Origin of the sequence: Shewanella sp. MBTL60-007 (assembly GCF_019654915.1) — a bacterium.
Classification (GTDB): Bacteria; Pseudomonadota; Gammaproteobacteria; order Enterobacterales; family Shewanellaceae; genus Shewanella.
On sequence record NZ_BPET01000005.1, the window covers coordinates 92,721 to 109,579 of the forward strand.

16 protein-coding genes are annotated in these 16,859 nt (G+C 43.6%); 6 read left to right on the plus strand and 10 right to left on the minus strand.

Going from position 1 to position 16,859, the window contains the following annotated elements; all coding sequences use genetic code 11:
• Window positions 1-13: 13 nt before the first annotated feature.
• Window positions 14-934: an adenosylmethionine decarboxylase gene (locus K5Q92_RS02860; RefSeq protein ID WP_220767541.1), complete on the minus strand. Its 921-nt coding sequence runs from the start codon at window positions 932-934 to the stop codon at window positions 14-16.
• Window positions 935-1,221: 287 nt separating this feature from the next.
• The gene (gene speA / locus K5Q92_RS02865; protein WP_220767542.1) at window positions 1,222-3,135 is read right to left on the minus strand and encodes a biosynthetic arginine decarboxylase; all 1,914 of its coding nucleotides are present in this window, start codon (window positions 3,133-3,135) and stop codon (window positions 1,222-1,224) included.
• 624 nt (window positions 3,136-3,759) lie between these two features.
• Here speA and K5Q92_RS02870 point away from each other — a divergent pair.
• From K5Q92_RS02870 to K5Q92_RS02885, 4 genes are all read left to right on the plus strand, one after another.
• Entirely contained in the window at window positions 3,760-4,593 is an 834-nt protein-coding gene (locus K5Q92_RS02870; RefSeq protein ID WP_220767543.1) for a S1 RNA-binding domain-containing protein, read from the plus strand.
• 119 nt (window positions 4,594-4,712) lie between these two features.
• Window positions 4,713-5,360 carry a YceH family protein gene (locus tag K5Q92_RS02875; RefSeq protein WP_220767544.1) on the plus strand — a complete coding sequence of 216 codons (648 nt, stop codon included), beginning with the start codon at window positions 4,713-4,715 and terminating at the stop codon, window positions 5,358-5,360.
• A 125-nt stretch (window positions 5,361-5,485) separates the two neighbouring features.
• The gene (locus K5Q92_RS02880) at window positions 5,486-6,295 is read left to right on the plus strand and encodes an ABC transporter permease (RefSeq protein WP_220767575.1); all 810 of its coding nucleotides are present in this window, start codon (window positions 5,486-5,488) and stop codon (window positions 6,293-6,295) included.
• Window positions 6,292-7,197, plus strand: a complete 906-nt coding sequence (locus K5Q92_RS02885; protein WP_220767545.1) for an ABC transporter ATP-binding protein — start codon at window positions 6,292-6,294, stop codon at window positions 7,195-7,197. The genes K5Q92_RS02880 and K5Q92_RS02885 overlap by 4 nt, the downstream gene beginning before the upstream one ends.
• Before the next feature lie 484 nt (window positions 7,198-7,681).
• Here the strand turns inward: K5Q92_RS02885 and K5Q92_RS02890 are convergent, their stop codons facing one another.
• Both K5Q92_RS02890 and rlmA read right to left on the minus strand, forming a co-directional pair.
• Window positions 7,682-7,888 (minus strand): cold-shock protein, encoded by a 207-nt coding sequence (locus K5Q92_RS02890; RefSeq protein ID WP_011865413.1) that lies wholly within the window; start codon window positions 7,886-7,888, stop codon window positions 7,682-7,684.
• A 304-nt stretch (window positions 7,889-8,192) separates the two neighbouring features.
• Complete coding sequence (gene rlmA / locus K5Q92_RS02895; RefSeq protein ID WP_220767546.1) at window positions 8,193-8,999, minus strand: 23S rRNA (guanine(745)-N(1))-methyltransferase; 807 nt, start codon at window positions 8,997-8,999, stop codon at window positions 8,193-8,195.
• A gap of 545 nt (window positions 9,000-9,544) precedes the next feature.
• Here rlmA and sbcB point away from each other — a divergent pair.
• A complete protein-coding gene (gene sbcB, locus K5Q92_RS02900) occupies window positions 9,545-10,957 on the plus strand; it encodes an exodeoxyribonuclease I (RefSeq protein WP_220767547.1) in 1,413 nt (470 codons plus the stop codon).
• Window positions 10,958-11,052: 95 nt separating this feature from the next.
• Window positions 11,053-11,943, plus strand: a complete 891-nt coding sequence (gene cdd, locus K5Q92_RS02905) for a cytidine deaminase (RefSeq protein WP_220767548.1) — start codon at window positions 11,053-11,055, stop codon at window positions 11,941-11,943.
• An 89-nt stretch (window positions 11,944-12,032) separates the two neighbouring features.
• Here the strand turns inward: cdd and K5Q92_RS02910 are convergent, their stop codons facing one another.
• The 6 genes from K5Q92_RS02910 to fabG all read right to left on the minus strand — a co-directional run bounded on the left by K5Q92_RS02910 (window position 12,033) and on the right by fabG (window position 16,859).
• A complete protein-coding gene (locus tag K5Q92_RS02910; protein ID WP_220767549.1) occupies window positions 12,033-12,908 on the minus strand; it encodes an NAD(P)-dependent oxidoreductase in 876 nt (291 codons plus the stop codon).
• A 153-nt stretch (window positions 12,909-13,061) separates the two neighbouring features.
• A complete protein-coding gene (locus K5Q92_RS02915) occupies window positions 13,062-13,553 on the minus strand; it encodes an acyl-CoA thioesterase (protein ID WP_220767550.1) in 492 nt (163 codons plus the stop codon).
• A 66-nt stretch (window positions 13,554-13,619) separates the two neighbouring features.
• Window positions 13,620-13,988, minus strand: coding sequence for a hypothetical protein (locus tag K5Q92_RS02920; protein WP_220767576.1), 369 nt, complete (start codon window positions 13,986-13,988; stop codon window positions 13,620-13,622).
• Between the two features lie 241 nt (window positions 13,989-14,229).
• Window positions 14,230-15,468 (minus strand): beta-ketoacyl-ACP synthase II, encoded by a 1,239-nt coding sequence (fabF, locus tag K5Q92_RS02925; RefSeq protein ID WP_220767551.1) that lies wholly within the window; start codon window positions 15,466-15,468, stop codon window positions 14,230-14,232.
• 254 nt (window positions 15,469-15,722) lie between these two features.
• Window positions 15,723-15,956, minus strand: coding sequence for an acyl carrier protein (gene acpP / locus K5Q92_RS02930; RefSeq protein ID WP_011496723.1), 234 nt, complete (start codon window positions 15,954-15,956; stop codon window positions 15,723-15,725).
• Window positions 15,957-16,112: 156 nt separating this feature from the next.
• Window positions 16,113-16,859 carry a 3-oxoacyl-ACP reductase FabG gene (gene fabG, locus K5Q92_RS02935; protein WP_220767552.1) on the minus strand — a complete coding sequence of 249 codons (747 nt, stop codon included), beginning with the start codon at window positions 16,857-16,859 and terminating at the stop codon, window positions 16,113-16,115.

Sequence of the window (16,859 nt, forward strand, 5' to 3'; positions counted from 1 at the left end):
AAAGTGTCTAGAGTCACAATACTTCAGCATACAGTTTTTCGCTGTCGGCTTGTGTATAGTGATTGTAATTAAATTCATTGAGCGGATTTAACTGTAGATCACAACTGGCAATCCTTCGATGAGAAGGAAAGTCCTTATTGGCGACCTGCATATTCATCCCAATGATGTCCCAACTGCTGGGGTTCAATATGTTCAACAACTCAGAGAAAATGTTGAACGGATACTGCGAAAAATTCAAGTTTGTTTCAATACTCACATAAGAGCTGTGCTCTTGAGGTGTGATATGTATGGTTATAAATTGGTCTTCAAATATGCCATTAACCGAATAGCCACAGGGCTTAAATAGATAGTCATCGAACTTAAACTCAGGTAATAACCGTTCAAGTTGTAATCGTTTACGGATCTCATGGCTCGATTGATTATCGCTGCGTAAATATTTGGCTAGTTCACCTTTTATGTGGTACATCAACAAACAGGCACTCGCATCGCTCTGCACGACGGGCTCACTACAAAAAAGATAGTGATGATGATTATCTAAGTGTCCGACTCTATAAGCAGTGCCCGAAAGTTGGGATCTGAGTTGCTCGACATCATCTTCAAAACGACTGGCCTGTAAATGAGATAGAAATTCACTCTTACGTTGGTAGCTAAAGCTTGATATAGCCTCTGTCCCGATCTGTTCGAGCACATAGCTTACTGCGTCAACGAGACGAGTATTGCCACAGGTGATCAATAAAAGTTTTCGCTCCCAAACCAACAGGCTCGACTCGCTGAGAACATAAGCATCACAAGTTTGATTTGAAAGCTGTGATAAGATCTCAGCTCCAGCCAGCGATAGTGTTTGCTGCCAAAAATCCAATGGCAAAGATCGCAATGAAACAGCACTGCAGTTGACCTGTAGCTCTATTTTCTTCTCCGACCCTTCAAAAAACATCCTATCGCGATTCCTTCAAATAGCAGCTAAGTAATGAGAGCTATTAACTTATGCAAACGAGTGTAAGTTGTTTGAGCAGCTAGACTGAATTAAGTTCCTAGCTTCTTACTAAACCAAAATCTAGCCAGTAGTTCTTGATAACTCATACAAGCTTCTAAAGGCTTAAAAACAAAACCAGCTTCAAGCGAACTTAAAGCTGGTTATACATATCTAGCTCGGTCGTTAACCCTAGTTAAAACGTTTCGGCTTCAACAAACACAGGGTCGACTCCCCAGCTAACAATCTGCTTATGAGAAGTCTTCTAGGTAAGTGTAACCCTTTAGACCTAACTGTAACTCTTCTAGAATGTTAGCACGCTCATCTTCAGCAATATGCTTGTTTACTAACTCTTCATAGGTTCTCATAAATGAAACCGCGTCCAAGTTTACATATCTAAGTACGTCAGCCACCGTGTCACCAGCTAATACTGATTCAACGTTAGTGCGCGCATCTTCGTCCAAACGGACAACCGCAGAGTTAGTGTCGCCAAACAGGTTATGCATATCACCCAAAATCTCTTGATATGCACCAACCAAGAAGAAGCCGATTAAATATGGGCTCTCTTGTGTCCAAGCTGGAACAGGTAGCGTAGTCTCAATACCTTGACCTTCTACGTACTGATCGACAGTACCGTCAGAGTCACAAGTGATATCTAGCATTACCGCTCTGCTCTCTGGCGCCTTATCAAGACCTGATAATGGCATCACAGGAAACACCTGATCGATACCCCATGCATCTGGTAGCGACTGGAACAATGAGAAGTTAACAAAGAACTTATCCGCTAACTTTTCGTTCAACTCATCAATAATCGGTCTATGGAAGCGATACTTAGAACTCATGCTGCCCTGAAGTTCGTAGCAAACTCGTAGGTTTACCTGCTCTGCCCATGCACGCTCTGCCAAACCTAACTGACCAACAGCAAACAGAGAGTGAGCTTCTGACAGATCGCTTTGGCAATCATGGAAAATCTCAATCAAGGCGCGTTGATCGGCTTTACCGCTCACTTCAACCCATGACTGCCACATGTTGTGCAGTAACTGAGGTGCATCTTCCGCTGGCGGTTGAATGTCCTCAGGTTTATAGGCTTCAGTACCAATTACATCAGTTAGTAGTACCGCATGATGTGCAGTCAAGTAACGACCTGACTCCGAGATAATTCTCGGCATTGGCTGCTCATACTCTTTACACATATCGGTCAATACACTGACGATATTGTTAGCGTACTCAGTCAAGCCATAGTTCATTGAATGGCTGCTTTGGCTGCGAGTACCATCGTAATCAACCGCTAGACCACCACCTACGTCAAAACACTTAACGTTTGCACCAAGCTTCATCAATTCGCAATAGAAACGACCCGCTTCGCTTACACCTTGGCGAATATCACGAATGTTAGCGATTTGCGAACCTAAGTGGAAGTGAAGTAACTCTAATGAATCAAGCATATTTTCTTGCTTGAGCGAGTTAATCACCTGCAATACCTGCGCAGCACTCAAGCCAAATTTAGACTTTTCGCCACCACTAGCCTGCCACTTACCTTTGCCTTGGAACGCCAAACGAACACGTAAACCAAGACGTGGCGTCACGCCTAGCTCTTTAGCTTGCTCAAGGACGACTTTAAGCTCAGACATCTTCTCAAGGACGATATACACCTTATGGCCAAGCTTCTCACCGATTAGGGCAAGTCGAATATATTCTTTATCTTTATAGCCGTTACAGATAATGACCGAACTGGCTTTTTGCGCCATAGCTAACACAGCCATTAGCTCAGGCTTACTGCCCGCCTCTAAACCTAACTGCGGTACTTCTTTCGCGACCTGACTGGCTAGGATCTCTTCAACAACAGTTTGCTGTTGGTTTACTTTAATCGGGTATACCAGCAAGTAATCATTTTCATATTGATACTTTTGAATCGCCTGATTAAATGCCTGACACAGGCTATTTACTCTATGATGTAAAATTTGTGGGAAACGCACCAAAACTGGTAAAGCCACACCTGACTTAACCATATCTTTTGCCATTTCATTCAAACCAATTTTACAATCTGGGCGGCTAGGATCCGGTGACACTGTCACCTCGCCTTCATCGCTAATGCCGTATAGTCCTTGGCTCCAGTGATTTACGTTATAACTTGCGCGTGCATCATCAATAGACCAATTGCTCATATTTGTCCTAACCTGTCTATTTAACTCAAATAAGCTGATCGAATCTTTGTTATATCAATCAACTTGCGATTATTTAAATCAGTAACATCCCGATTCATCTACAAAGTACAAATTGTTTGGCTCAACACTCGGTAACATCGCAAGCGTTACCCTCAATAAGTATTAACTATACCCAGTAAAACCGCCTACTTAAATCACAGCGATTCACTACTTTTATGGTTACTAATGAATGTATGCTGTAAAAGCTAACATGTAAAACCGAATCCATAAAAAACTATTTGTGACTTTAAATATTACCTAACCGCAGTTCGGTATTTTTTATTCAAAAAATGAGAGCACGAACGACGCACTTTTCTCACTGAATTTTTGCGGCGCAATTAAACCTTGAGACTGTTGAGAATGCAAGACTCATATGCGCATTTAGTGCTAATTTATTATCACCTTATAATAGCGCGGTAACATTACGTACCATTTATGACTCTAATCGTGATAAATCCCCCATTTTAATTACAGTGACTTCGCGACTTTGAGCCATTAGTTTCAATGGGCTAAAGCATATTGGAATGTTTTCCACTATAATCGCAGCTGAATTTAATCGTTACTGTTTTTAAAGTAGAGAACATCATGATCCAGATAGGCAAAACCTGTAAGCTAGAAGTCGTCAAACAAGTTGATTTTGGTGTCTATTTAGACGCTAAAGAGATGGGCCAGGTACTTCTTCCTCGCAAAGCTGTACCAAAGGATTGCCAAGTCGGAGATCTAATCAATGTGTTTCTCTATTTAGACTCAGAAGATATGATCATTGCCACGACTAAACGTCCTTTTGCGCAAGTCGGACAATTCGCCTACCTTGAAGCAACGGCTACTGGTCCATACGGTGCATTTTTAAACTGGGGTTTAGATAAAGATCTCCTCCTGCCATTCGGTGAGCAGCACCGAGAAATTGAGGTAGGTAAGTCATACCTAGTTTATATCTATACCAGCCATGTTGATGACCGCATCGTCGCCTCTTCTAAAATCGAGAAGTTCCTAGATCTGACGGAGCCAAAGTTCAGAGAAGGTGAAGAAGTTAACCTTATCATTGGTGGCAGCACCGATCTGGGCTATAAAGCTATTATCAACAACACCCATTGGGGCGTACTTTATAAAAACGAGGTTTACACTCGTTTAAGCTTTGGTCAAAAACTGAAAGGCTTTATCAAACGCATGAGAAGCGATGGTAAAATCGACCTGATTTTACAAAAAGGCGCCAAAGAGGAACTCGATAAGCACTCTGTGACAATTATGATCAAGCTTAAACAAGCTGGCGGTTTCCTGCCTCTAAATGATAAGACCGATGCAGAGGTGATCTACTCTCAACTATCTATGAGTAAAAAAGCCTTTAAAAAGAGTATCGGCGGTCTTTATAAGAGCAAGCAGATCACCATCTCACCTGATGGGATCCGTCTAGCAGACTAATCTAAACGCAGATATTGCTTATAAACTCAGCAACTGCATAGTTAGGGCTTCTAAACCACCTTTGCATTAAAGCATGGCTCTGTTATAACAAAGCCATGCTTTTTTATTAAGAGGTTAATATGGAACTGACTCCACATGAAGCGCGCGTTATCGGGGTTTTACTCGAAAAAGAGATCACCACCCCAGAACAATATCCCCTATCCCTCAACAGTTTAACCTCTGGCTGCAACCAAAAAACCAGTAGAGAGCCCGTCCTTAGCCTTAGCGAATCTGAGGTACAAAACACCTTAGATGCATTGAGCAAAAAACGCTTAATCTCAGAGCAGTCTGGTTTTGGTAGCCGAGTGGTGAAATACAAGCACCGTTTCTGCAATACTGAATTTAGTGATCTACAGCTTAAACCGTCAGAGCTTGCGGTTATCTGTCTTTTACTGCTTCGAGGGCCGCAAACGCCCGGTGAGTTAAGAACTCGTAGCAACCGCCTACATGAGTTTCACGATGTTAGCGAAGTCGAAGCCACATTAAACGATCTGCACAGACGAGAGAAGCCACTGGTTGTCCAATTAGCTAAAGAGCCTGGTAAACGTGAGGCTCGCTATCGTCAACTTTTTAGTGAAGTCGATCCCAGTCAAATACCAGCAGTGTCTGCTCCAGTGTCAGAAGCATTTGGTACACAGGATAGCAACGATCTGCAAGCGAGAGTCAGTACCCTTGAGCAAGAAGTGGCGGAACTGAAGGCCCAATTGCAAAGCTTACTCAATAATTAAGTCGCAATAACATCCTTTTACAAGGTTAAGATTAACGCCTATCGACAATAGGTGTTAATCTGGAACTCTCGACAATACCTAACGATTAAGGGATTAGTTTGCAAAACAGCTCCCCCAAAAATAGCATGCTTAAAAATACGCTATTACTCGCTCAGTTTGAGCTAAAAAAAATGCTTTTTAACCCTAGAGGGTTAATCGCTCTCGTGGCCTTTTCGCTAGTTTGGCTACTTATTTTACTTTACCCCATAAGTGGTGCATCAAGCTTCTTGCTTAACCCTGACTTTAGAGGGCTTATTGAAGGGATCTTCGGCCAGCAAGCCGTGAGTGAACTGTTTAAGTGGCCTGTAGCTGAAATGGCCGTTTATTGGATTGCAGCGCTTTATATCTTCCCACTGTTTAGTATCTTTGTATCCGCCGATCAGTTTGCTACCGATAATTCACGGGGCACATTCCGCTTCTTGACCCTTAGAGTCGGTAGAGACAGTCTGTTCTTTGGTCGCTATCTCGGCCATATGGCACTACAAAGCCTATTACTCGCAATGACGGTTATCGCCACCATTGTGCTTGCAGTAAGCCGAGATGTAACCCTGTTAATGCCAGCTCTGTTCTCAGGACTCCTTGTCACACTTAATCTCATTATAGTATTACTGCCCTACACCGCCTTGATGGCACTGTTATCCCTTTATGCTAATTCGGCTCGTCAAGCCACGATCTATGCCATTTTAGTTTGGGCCTTGATGTCGGTCAGCATCGCGATTATCAACAACTATTTACCTATTATTAGTGAACTGAAGTGGCTCCTCCCGGGCTCTCAGATCTCCTTAATGATAAATACCCAAGGCCTAGGCAGCTTTGTCTATGCTCCAGTACCGTTATGCCAAGCCTTTGTGTTGCTGGTATTAGGCAGAATGTATATCAATAGGAGCGCACTATGAGTTTAGTTAGTTGCAAAGGCTTATCTAAAACCTACGGTAATAAACAAGCCTTAAGACAAGTCAGCATCACACTTGAAGCTGGTAGCCCTATTGCGTTAGTCGGCCCAAATGGCGCAGGTAAAACGACGCTATTTAGTCTTCTATGTGGTTACATTAAGCCATCGGCAGGTGAAGTTTCCTTGTTAGGAGCTAAACCTGGTAGCGCGGAATTATTGGGAAGAGTCTCATCTTTGCCACAAGATGCGGCGCTAGATCCAAACCTTGATATCATCACTCAGTTAACCCTGTTTGCCACTTTGCAAGGGTTTTCGACTAAATCAGCTAAGGCCGAGGCGTTGCGTGTATTGAGTCTGGTCGATTTGGCCGATAGCGCCCAACAAAAGCCAAAATCTTTGAGCCACGGTATGTCAAAACGTGTCTCTATTGCGCAGGCACTTATTGGCTCGCCAGAATTAGTGTTACTCGACGAACCAACTGCAGGCCTAGATCCCGCTAATGCCAAGAAGATCCGTGAGCTGGTAAAGACACTTTCAGGTGAAACAACCTTTATTATCAGCTCACATAATTTAGATGAACTGGAAAAGCTTTGCGATCAAGTGCTCTACCTAGAGCAAGGTCAGTTAAGCCAATCGGTATCGGTGAAGCAATCGCAGCATGAAGATTACCTAACACTGACCATGCAGCAATGTGACGCTAGCGAATTAGTCTCTGCGGTGTTACAACTTGGTGATATTTCCGCCATCGAAGAACGTCAGCCCAACGAGTTCTTAATTAAGCACAATAGTGACGAAAACTATGCCATCGAGCTCGCTCTACTCAACTTATTTAAGCAGCAAAACTGGCAGTATAAAGCGCTCTTAAAAGGGAGAACATTAGAAGAGAAGCTATTCTCGAAAGCTTAAGCCTCGCTTGTTCGATTAGGCTTATACTATTATCTTGAGACTCAGAGCGTTAAACCAAAACAGAATGGCGCCAACAGGCGCCATTCTTATTATACCGCTCACTATTCCTTTGCTTCGCCTTATCTCCTAACCCTATTGAGTCCTAAATTATGCTTTCCAACGGTAGCATACTGCGCTTTGTCGCCGCAGCTTGTGACTCAGCGCTCTGCGGCTCCCTTCTCTAATATTGGGTTACAGAGAACCGCAGCTACAATATGATGACAAACCGCGAGTAAGATGAAATCAAGAGTGAGCTGGGAATGCTTAACGAGAGGTGAAACTTGAGCTTACGGACGTGCTACGAGATGAGCTTTGAGTTTTAGCTCTGGGAGTGTTGAGCGACTTTAAAACTATTATTTCTAGCTTTAAACGAAAAAAGAGCCGTGGTAAAACCACGGCTCTTCAAAATTCTGTGTGATTAGCGAGTGCTAATCAAGCTGGTAACTTAGATAACAGTTACGTTCTCAGCTTGTGGGCCTTTTTGACCTTGAGTAACAGTAAACTGAACTTTTTGACCTTCGTCAAGAGTCTTGAAACCGTCAGAGTTGATAGCGCGGAAGTGTACGAATACGTCTGGACCAGACTCTTGCTCGATAAATCCGAAACCTTTATCAGAGTTGAACCACTTAACAACGCCAGTAACTTGAGACATAATATTGAATCCTGTAAATATAAATTAAAGCCTTAACGGCAGTAGAGCTGGAAAATGCCGGTTTACTTAATGTTAACAGGACGAACGTTGTCGTATTGAACACATAAAAATAAGCCTAACCTTCAAGCTGCAAACACTATAAACCATTCTCACCATAAGTCAACACACATTAGTATCGATATTTTGAGTCTTTTTACTTATATTTCTGCGGCTTGCTAATTAGATCAAAAATTTTAACTATATCAGTTCAAACTTAAACCACAACAACCGCTTAAAAAACAACCACCAAGCTACAACCTTTGATTTATAAGGCTCGGAAGACTTCTACTTTAAAATCTAGCTCGCAACTCAAACCTGAATTAGCCAAAGCTAATTTTTGTTCTTCTGTTAATTTCCAGTTATAGGGTGTCATTTTTAAGAAGTGACTAATGTCATCAGAATCGCTCAGTGTTAACACTTGCTCAATCCGCTCTTGGTGGATCAGCTCAAAGCCCTCGATTTGCGATGCCTCTTGGGTGTGCTCTTTCGGATTATCATAAATAAGCTCTTTAAGCGCGAAATGATGTCTAGGGCCTGCGCATACGGTTATCAATATCCCACCCGACTTAATTACTCGCTTAAGCTCTACATCTAGGGACGGCGCATAAATGCGTAACATAAAGTCGAAACTATCGTCAGGAAACGGCATATCGAACGCACTGGCAACACTAAAGGCAATCTTAGGGTAACGTTTGGCTGCATACTTCAGAGCTGATTTACTGATGTCGACACCATAAAGCGAAAATGTTTCAGGTAAACTCTCTACCAAGCGATTTGAGTAGTACCCTTCCCCACAGCCAATATCCAATCCATAACGGGCATCTTCAAGATACTCATTGGCTAGCAGGTTAACCTTATCGCTAAGTACTTGGTAATACCCCTTATTAAGAAACTCTCGTCTAGCAAACATCATCTCTTTATTGTCACCAGGATCGTTCGACTTCTTCTTTTGTACTGGTAACAGGTTTACGTAACCTTCTTTAGCACAATCAAATCTGTGATTCGCAGGACAGCACCAGGTTTTATCTTGTTTTGATAAAGTCTGTTCACATAGTGGGCAGCGGTAAATCATTTTTCAATCTCCAAAAAATACCATCCTTTGAAAAGACAAGCTCAGGCTTACACTTTAATTAGCATCCTAATAAGAGTGATGCTATTTAATTGGGCTATCAACAGACTCAACATAGCGTCGACTCCTCCAAGAACGGAAGCTGATGACACGAGAGCAATAGATAGAGGGCTCAATATGAGCCAACTCTTTTATAGGACAGGCGAGCAAGGCTAAGTAGCAAGGTAACCTAGACAATCAATTACACCTGTCACGACCACATTGCTCGCTACGGTTCGGTACAAATTGATTGGGAAGCATAGCTTGATAAATGCTCGACTGGACAGTTTGCAGTATGCCTCAATAGTTCTTAGCAGCCATAAAACGCTTCAAACTTAACCTTTATCCTAAAAAGGGCGGCTATTCTACTGCGCTTAGCTTTTTCGATCCAGTCAGTAAACTGTATGAACTCAGGCAAATAGGACCATTGTGCTCAAGGAAACTAAGACATTCAAATCACTCAAGTGCTATGATAAGCACAATTATTATTTGTGATAGCCAATCAATATATGTCTACCAATAACCAACCCACCCTCTTCTGGCACGATTATGAGACTTTCGGGGCCAACCCAGCGAAAGACAGGCCTTCTCAGTTTGCTGGCGTGCGTACGGATATGGACCTTAATATCATCGGTGAGCCTGAAACCTTTTACTGTAAGGTCGCTAATGATTACCTGCCGTCACCAGAGGCTATCTTGATCACAGGTATTACTCCGCAACTCGCTAACCTTAAAGGTATGCCTGAGGCCGAGTTTATGGACAGGATTAACGGCCTGTTTAGTCAACCTAAGACCTGCGTAGTGGGTTACAACTCATTGCGCTTTGACGATGAAGTGTCACGCTATGGCTTCTATCGCAACTTTATCGACCCCTATGCCCGTGAATGGCAAAACGGCAACACCCGCTGGGATATTATCGATCTCGTTCGTGCCTGCTACGCCTTTAGACCCGAAGGCATTAACTGGCCAGAGAAAGAAGATGGCTCGCCTAGCTTTAAGCTTGAGCAACTTACCGTTGCCAATGGCTTAAGCCATGAGAAAGCCCATGATGCTATGTCTGATGTGTACGCCACCATCGACATGGCAAAACTGATCAAAACGGTGCAGCCTAAGCTATTTGATTATTACTTTAGCCTGAGACAGAAACAGCAGGTATCTAAGCTGATTGATGTGCTTGATATGAAGCCACTTGTCCATGTTAGCTCCAAAATTAGTGCGCTAAACGGTTGCACCACCATTATTGCGCCTGTCGCTTATCACTCAACCAATAAGAATGCGGTTATATGCGTAAACCTTGCCATGGATGTGAGTCCGCTTATTGAGCTTAGTGTCGAGCAGATCCGTGAACGCATGTATACCCGCCGCAGCGATTTAGCACCCGATGAGTTGCCTATAGGTATTAAGCAGATCCATATCAACAAGAGTCCATTTATTGCAGCGGCGAATACCTTAACCGATGAAAATGCAGCCAGACTCGACATTAATAAAGCCTTTGCCAGAGACCAATACAGAAAGCTAAAACAACATCCTGAACTGCGTGAAAAGCTAGTTGCCGTATTTGATGTAGAACATGAAGAAAAAACTGTCGATCCCGATCAAGCTCTCTATAGCGGTGGCTTCTTCAGCGCTGCCGACAAAGCTAAAATTGAGATCATCCGCAACACTCAGCCAAATAACCTAGCGGCTCTTGAACTGGATTTCGATGATTCAAGACTCACAGAGATGCTCTTTAGGTACCGCGCACGTAACTATCCGGAAACCCTCGATGATACTGAGCAATATCGTTGGCGCGATTTCTGCCAATCGAGATTAAACGATCCCGATTATATCATTCGCTTGGAAAACTTACTTGAAGAGACCGAGCAAGATGAATCTAAGCAAAAATTATTACAGGCTTTATGTCATTATCTTAGAAGCCTATAAGCTTTATCGGCGACAACTGAGATCTTCGTCTCATTCTAATTGTAACAAGATTACTAGAATGATACTTCTTTAGTGTTAATAAAAGGAAATAGCATATGCAGGACAGGTTCTTAAAAAGCGTAGCTAAGTTACCAGAGCCACTAGCAACCGCTATCGTACCAATACTGAATAAAGACTTTGCGGGCCATATCGATGCTCAGCAAATAGAAGAGCTTCAAACAGCAACCAAGATGGAGCTAAACGAACTACTTTTAGCCCTACTTCCCATTGCTGCGGCTTTAGCTAGACCGCCTATCAGTGATTTTCACGTGGGGGCCATCGCTAGAGGTAAGAGCGGTGATATCTATATGGGCGCGAATATTGAACTTCCAGGTGAAGCACTATTTCATTCGGTTCACGCAGAGCAAAGCGCCATTAGCCATGCATGGCTAAGCGGTGAAAGCATTATTGAAGATATCATAGTCAACGCGTCACCTTGCGGACATTGCCGTCAATTTATCAATGAGCTTGTTGAAGGTGGTAAAGTGAACATTCACCTGCCGCTGCAGAAAGTTGAGCCGCTGTCTCATTACCTGCCTTATGCATTCGGCCCAAGCGACCTTAACATCACCGAACCTTTACTTTCTAAGCAGCAGCATACGCTCACATTAGATTCTAACGATCCGATGATCATCGAAGGACTCGATCATGCAGGGCTGAGTTATGCGCCGTATACCAAGACTTATGCAGCAGTCGTGTTAGAGACTAAAGATGGCGCGACCTATTGCGGTCGTTATGCTGAAAACGCTGCATTTAACCCATCGATGCAACCTATGCAGATGGCGTTATCTACCATGGCACGTCATAACCGCGATTTCAGCGAAATTAACCGCGCAGTATTAATAGAGTCTTCTAAAGGGGTTATTTCACTCGTTGGCGCCGCTATGGACGCCCTACATAGCGTTGCTGCGGTCGAGCTTGAACATATTGTGGTTGAGCCAGAATAGTCGCTGTCGCCACCCTGTTCTACAAAGAGAAGGACCACAGTTGTGGTCCTTTTTTATTATGCCTATCTATCGCCTTAAACTAACATCGGTTAACTACGGTTTTTCTCTAGCTTTGCAAATAAACTCGACGTATCCCAGCGCTTACCACCTATGGCCTGCACTTCAGAGTAAAACTGATCCACCAAAGCCGTTAACGGCAAGTGAGAACCATTGCGGCGCGCCTCATCTAGCGCAATACCTAAGTCTTTACGCATCCAATCAACGGCAAAACCAAAATCATATTCGCCTTTCCACATAGTTTGATAACGATTTTCCATCTGCCAAGATTGCGCCGCGCCCTTGCTGATCACTTCAACGACTTTTTCACCATCTAAGCCCGCGCTTCGTGCAAAGTGCAGTCCTTCAGCCAGCCCCTGAACCACACCTGCAATACAAATTTGATTGACCATCTTGGTCAACTGCCCTGCACCTACCTCACCGAGTAACTCAACGCATCTGGCATACGACTCAATCACAAGTTTGGCTTTATCAAATGTGGCTTGTTCACCGCCAGCCATAACAGTTAACACGCCGTTTTCAGCACCTGCTTGTCCACCCGATACCGGAGCATCGATAAAGCCAATATCCAATGGCTTAGCCACACTGGCGATCTCTCTGGCCACATCGGCGGATGCGGTGGTATGGTCAACCAAAATGGCCCCTGCACTCATTCCCGCTAATACACCGTTATCACCGAGTGTTACTTGGCGGAGATCGTCATCATTGCCGACACATACAAACACTATATCTTGGCCGATTGCAGCTTCTCTTGGAGTCGTTCGGTACTCACCATTAAACTCTTTTACCCAATCTTGGGCTTTTGCTTCAGTACGGTTATAAACCGTAACCTGATGACCATGCTTAACTAAGTGACCCGCCATGGGGTAACCCATCACACCTAAACCTATGAATGCAACCTTAGCCATTTTATGTCCTATTGTAGGGAATGTTGTAGGGAATATTTTTAGTAATTTGCCCATTCTAAAGGCAAGGAGTGATAGAAACCAACTTTATTGAGGCAATAAAAAAGCTAGCCTAGGGCTAGCTTTAATGAACATAAACTTTAATGAGGTTAATCACTAAAGCTGTGGCTGCAGATCCAGATGGGCCTGCATCTCTGCGCCAATCTTCTTACGCATCTCCATCAATCGAATCGCTGACTCACGTAATTCAATATCCGTAGCTGATGTCGGCTTCCAATCAGGCACTTCCGTCGGTTGGCCTTCATCATCAACTGCTACCATAACGAGCACACAGTGAGTCGTCAATGCACGCTCTGAACACTTAGGATCGCCAGCTCTTACATCTATGGCAAGGTGCATAGAGGTTCTACCCGTGTAGATAACCTTGGCCGTCACCTCAACAATGTTCCCCACATGAATCGGCTTTACGAAACGAATGCCACCAGCATAAGCGGTAATACAGTACTTTCCGCTCCAACCTGCCGCACAGCCATAACCGGCGAGGTCAATCCACTTCATTACGGCGCCGCCATGTACTTTGCCGCCAAAGTTTACATCTGCTGGTTCTGCTAAAAACCTCAGTGTCAGTTGTCTTTCTGTACCTGCCATATCTGGCCTCAATAATTTTTACTCACTATTGAGTATTTTACGCCAAATTCTTTACATCAGCACCTTTTAGCCAAACTGACTGACGAAAAAGCTACCAACTAACACAGTCGGTAACGCTAAACGATAAAGCCAAAGCTGTGACTTCTCTCCAAGCAATCTGCCACCATTAAACAGAGTGTAAGCACCAATGCCAGCAAGGAACAATGCCATCACTTCAATGCCAGCAAGAACACTGTTAGCGTTACTCACATCGATCGCGGCAATCAATAGCGCGAACCAAACCACAGTAAATGCGGCGACGGCTAAGTTGAAAGTTTTAACTCCCAATTGCAACTTGGGAAAGCGTGCTAATGACTCGCCCCGAATAAGCTCATTTATATTGGCAGTAATAATGCCTAGGATTGGCATGATAGGAATAACAATTGGATTAAGCACTTTTTCGTGTTCCTCAGGTATGATCTGCGTTGAGCTCATCTGCGTGAGCTAAGAGCTGCAGTATCTGCCTAATAAGATCCGAATTCTAGCGACTTATCTTTACATTAAACAAGGTTAATCTAGCCGATATACTGTTTTAATATTTGGCTTAAATTATGTGAATCACTTCAAATATCAAACTTCAAACGACATAAAAAAAAGCGCCCTTAGGCGCTTTTTATATGTTCGACAAAATCACTGACTACATTTTTTTAAACAGTAATGAACCGTTAGTACCACCGAAGCCGAATGAATTACATAGTCCGTATTCGAACTTATAATCGCGGGCAGTGTGAGGCACAAAGTCAAGATCACAACCCTCATCTGGGTTATCTAAGTTTAGCGTAGGTGGAACCACCTGATCTTTAAGTGCTAAAATCGTTACGATCGCCTCAACTGAACCTGCGGCGCCTAATAGGTGACCTGTCATAGATTTAGTAGAACTCACTAACAAATCGTAAGCATGATCACCAAATACGGACTTAACAGCAGCAGCCTCGGCCTTGTCGCCTGCCGGTGTTGAAGTACCATGAGCGTTAATGTAACCGATCTCTTCACGGCCAACTTTTGCATCATTAATCGCATTAACCATTGCTGCAGCAGCGCCAGCACCATCACTTGGTGGCGATGTCATATGGAATGCGTCACCGCTCATACCGAAACCCACTAACTCGGCGTAGATTGTGGCACCACGAGCTTTAGCATGCTCATACTCTTCCATCACCATAACGCCAGCACCATCGCCAATAACGAAGCCGTCACGATCTTTATCCCAAGGACGACTCGCCGCTTCAGGATCATCGTTACGAGTAGACAAGGCTTTCGCTGAGCCAAAGCCACCTACGGCTAATGGACAAGTTACATCTTCTGCACCGCCAGCAACCATCACGTCCGCATCACCATAAGCAATGGTACGCGCAGCAAAGCCAATATTATGCACGCCTGTTGTACAAGCCGTGGTCACAGCAAAGTTAGGACCTGTCATGCCATATTTAATCGACAGATGACCCGCAATCATGTTGATAATCGTGCTTGGCACAAAAAATGGAGAAATCTTACGTGGGCCACTTTTTAGTAAAGCAGCATGGTTTTGCTCAATCAGTGGCATACCGCCCATACCGGCACCAATTGCGGTACCTACACGAGCGGGGTTAAGTTTATCCATCTCAAGGCCCGAATCTTCAACGGCTTGAATGCCTGCGGCCATACCGTATTGAATAAACAGATCCATCTTACGCGCGTCTTTGCGAGACATGTACTGCTCGACATCAAAGTCTTTAACAGAACCGCTAATGCGAGTAGAAAACTCACTAGCATCAAATTTAGTTATCGGCGCGATACCACTCTTACCAGAAACTAGGGCCTTCCAAGAAGACTCCACTGTATTTCCCACAGGGCTGACTAAGCCTAAGCCCGTTACGACTACTCGACGTTTAGACACGCGGTCACCTTTTTACTTTAAAAATGAATAATGATGATAGCTGCAAAGAGATTGAACTACCAATACCTATACCCAGCATTTGAAAATATGGTTTCAACGGGTATGTGCCAGTTCTGGTTGGAATAATACTTATCTCGATCGACAAGTATTTAGGGTAAATCGAAAAATTTAACTGCTAAAAATGAACATCAACCAGCGGCTTTTACAAACAAAAACAGGCGGCAAAAATGCCGCCTGTTTTCAAGAATTCTAGATTACTGATTCTTAGAAACGTAATCGATCGCTGCTTGAACAGTAGTGATCTTTTCAGCTTCTTCATCAGGGATCTCGGTGTCAAACTCTTCTTCTAGAGCCATAACCAACTCAACAGTGTCTAGAGAATCTGCACCCAAATCGTCAACGAAAGATGCTGCTGATTTAACGTCTTCTTCTTTAACACCTAGTTGCTCGATGATGATTTTCTTTACACGTTCTTCGATGTTGCTCATTAGTTTTCTTTCCTATTCAAATTACGCACTTGCGCAAGATTGCGAGTAGTTTATTGAATTTGGCAGACATTGCAAGCTTAACTTTCGTGGTCTAACCACAATCGAGCCTACAGTTGATGCAGATCACCCTAGAGTAATCACAGCCTGCCGATCCCTTTAAACCATGTACATGCCACCATTCACATGGAGAGTTTCCCCAGTGATATAAGCAGCAGAGTCAGACGCTAAAAAGAGGACTGCGTTAGCAATTTCCTGCGCCTGACCAAGTCTTTCCATTGGTACCTGAGACATAATAGCTTGTTGCTGGTCTTCCGTCAGCTCATCCGTCATATCTGTCTGGATAAATCCAGGGGCAATAGCATTAACTGTAATCTGACGAGATGCAACCTCTCTTGCAAGAGATTTTGTAAATCCAATCAGACCCGCTTTAGCTGCAGAGTAGTTAGTTTGCCCTGCATTGCCCATGGTGCCTACAACTGAGCCAATATTAATAATACGACCATGACGTTTTTTCATCATAGGTCTCATCACCGCTTTCGAGGTGCGGAACAAAGATGTCAGGTTAGTATCTATGATATCTTGCCATTCGTCATCTTTCATGCGCATTAATAAATTGTCACGAGTAATACCTGCGTTATTAACTAAAATATCAACATCGCCTGCTTTTTCTTTTATCGTTTCAAACAAAGCTTTAACAGAATCTGCGTCAGTTACGTTTAAAACAAGACCATGGCCTTTATCGCCTAAATAGGCTTGAATCGCTTCTGCACCGCGTTCACTGGTTGCAGTACCGATAACGACTGCGCCAGCTGAAACTAATGTTTCTGCAACGGCACGTCCAATACCACGGCTAGCGCCTGTTACTAAGGCTACTTTACCAGTCAAATCAAAACTTATACTCAT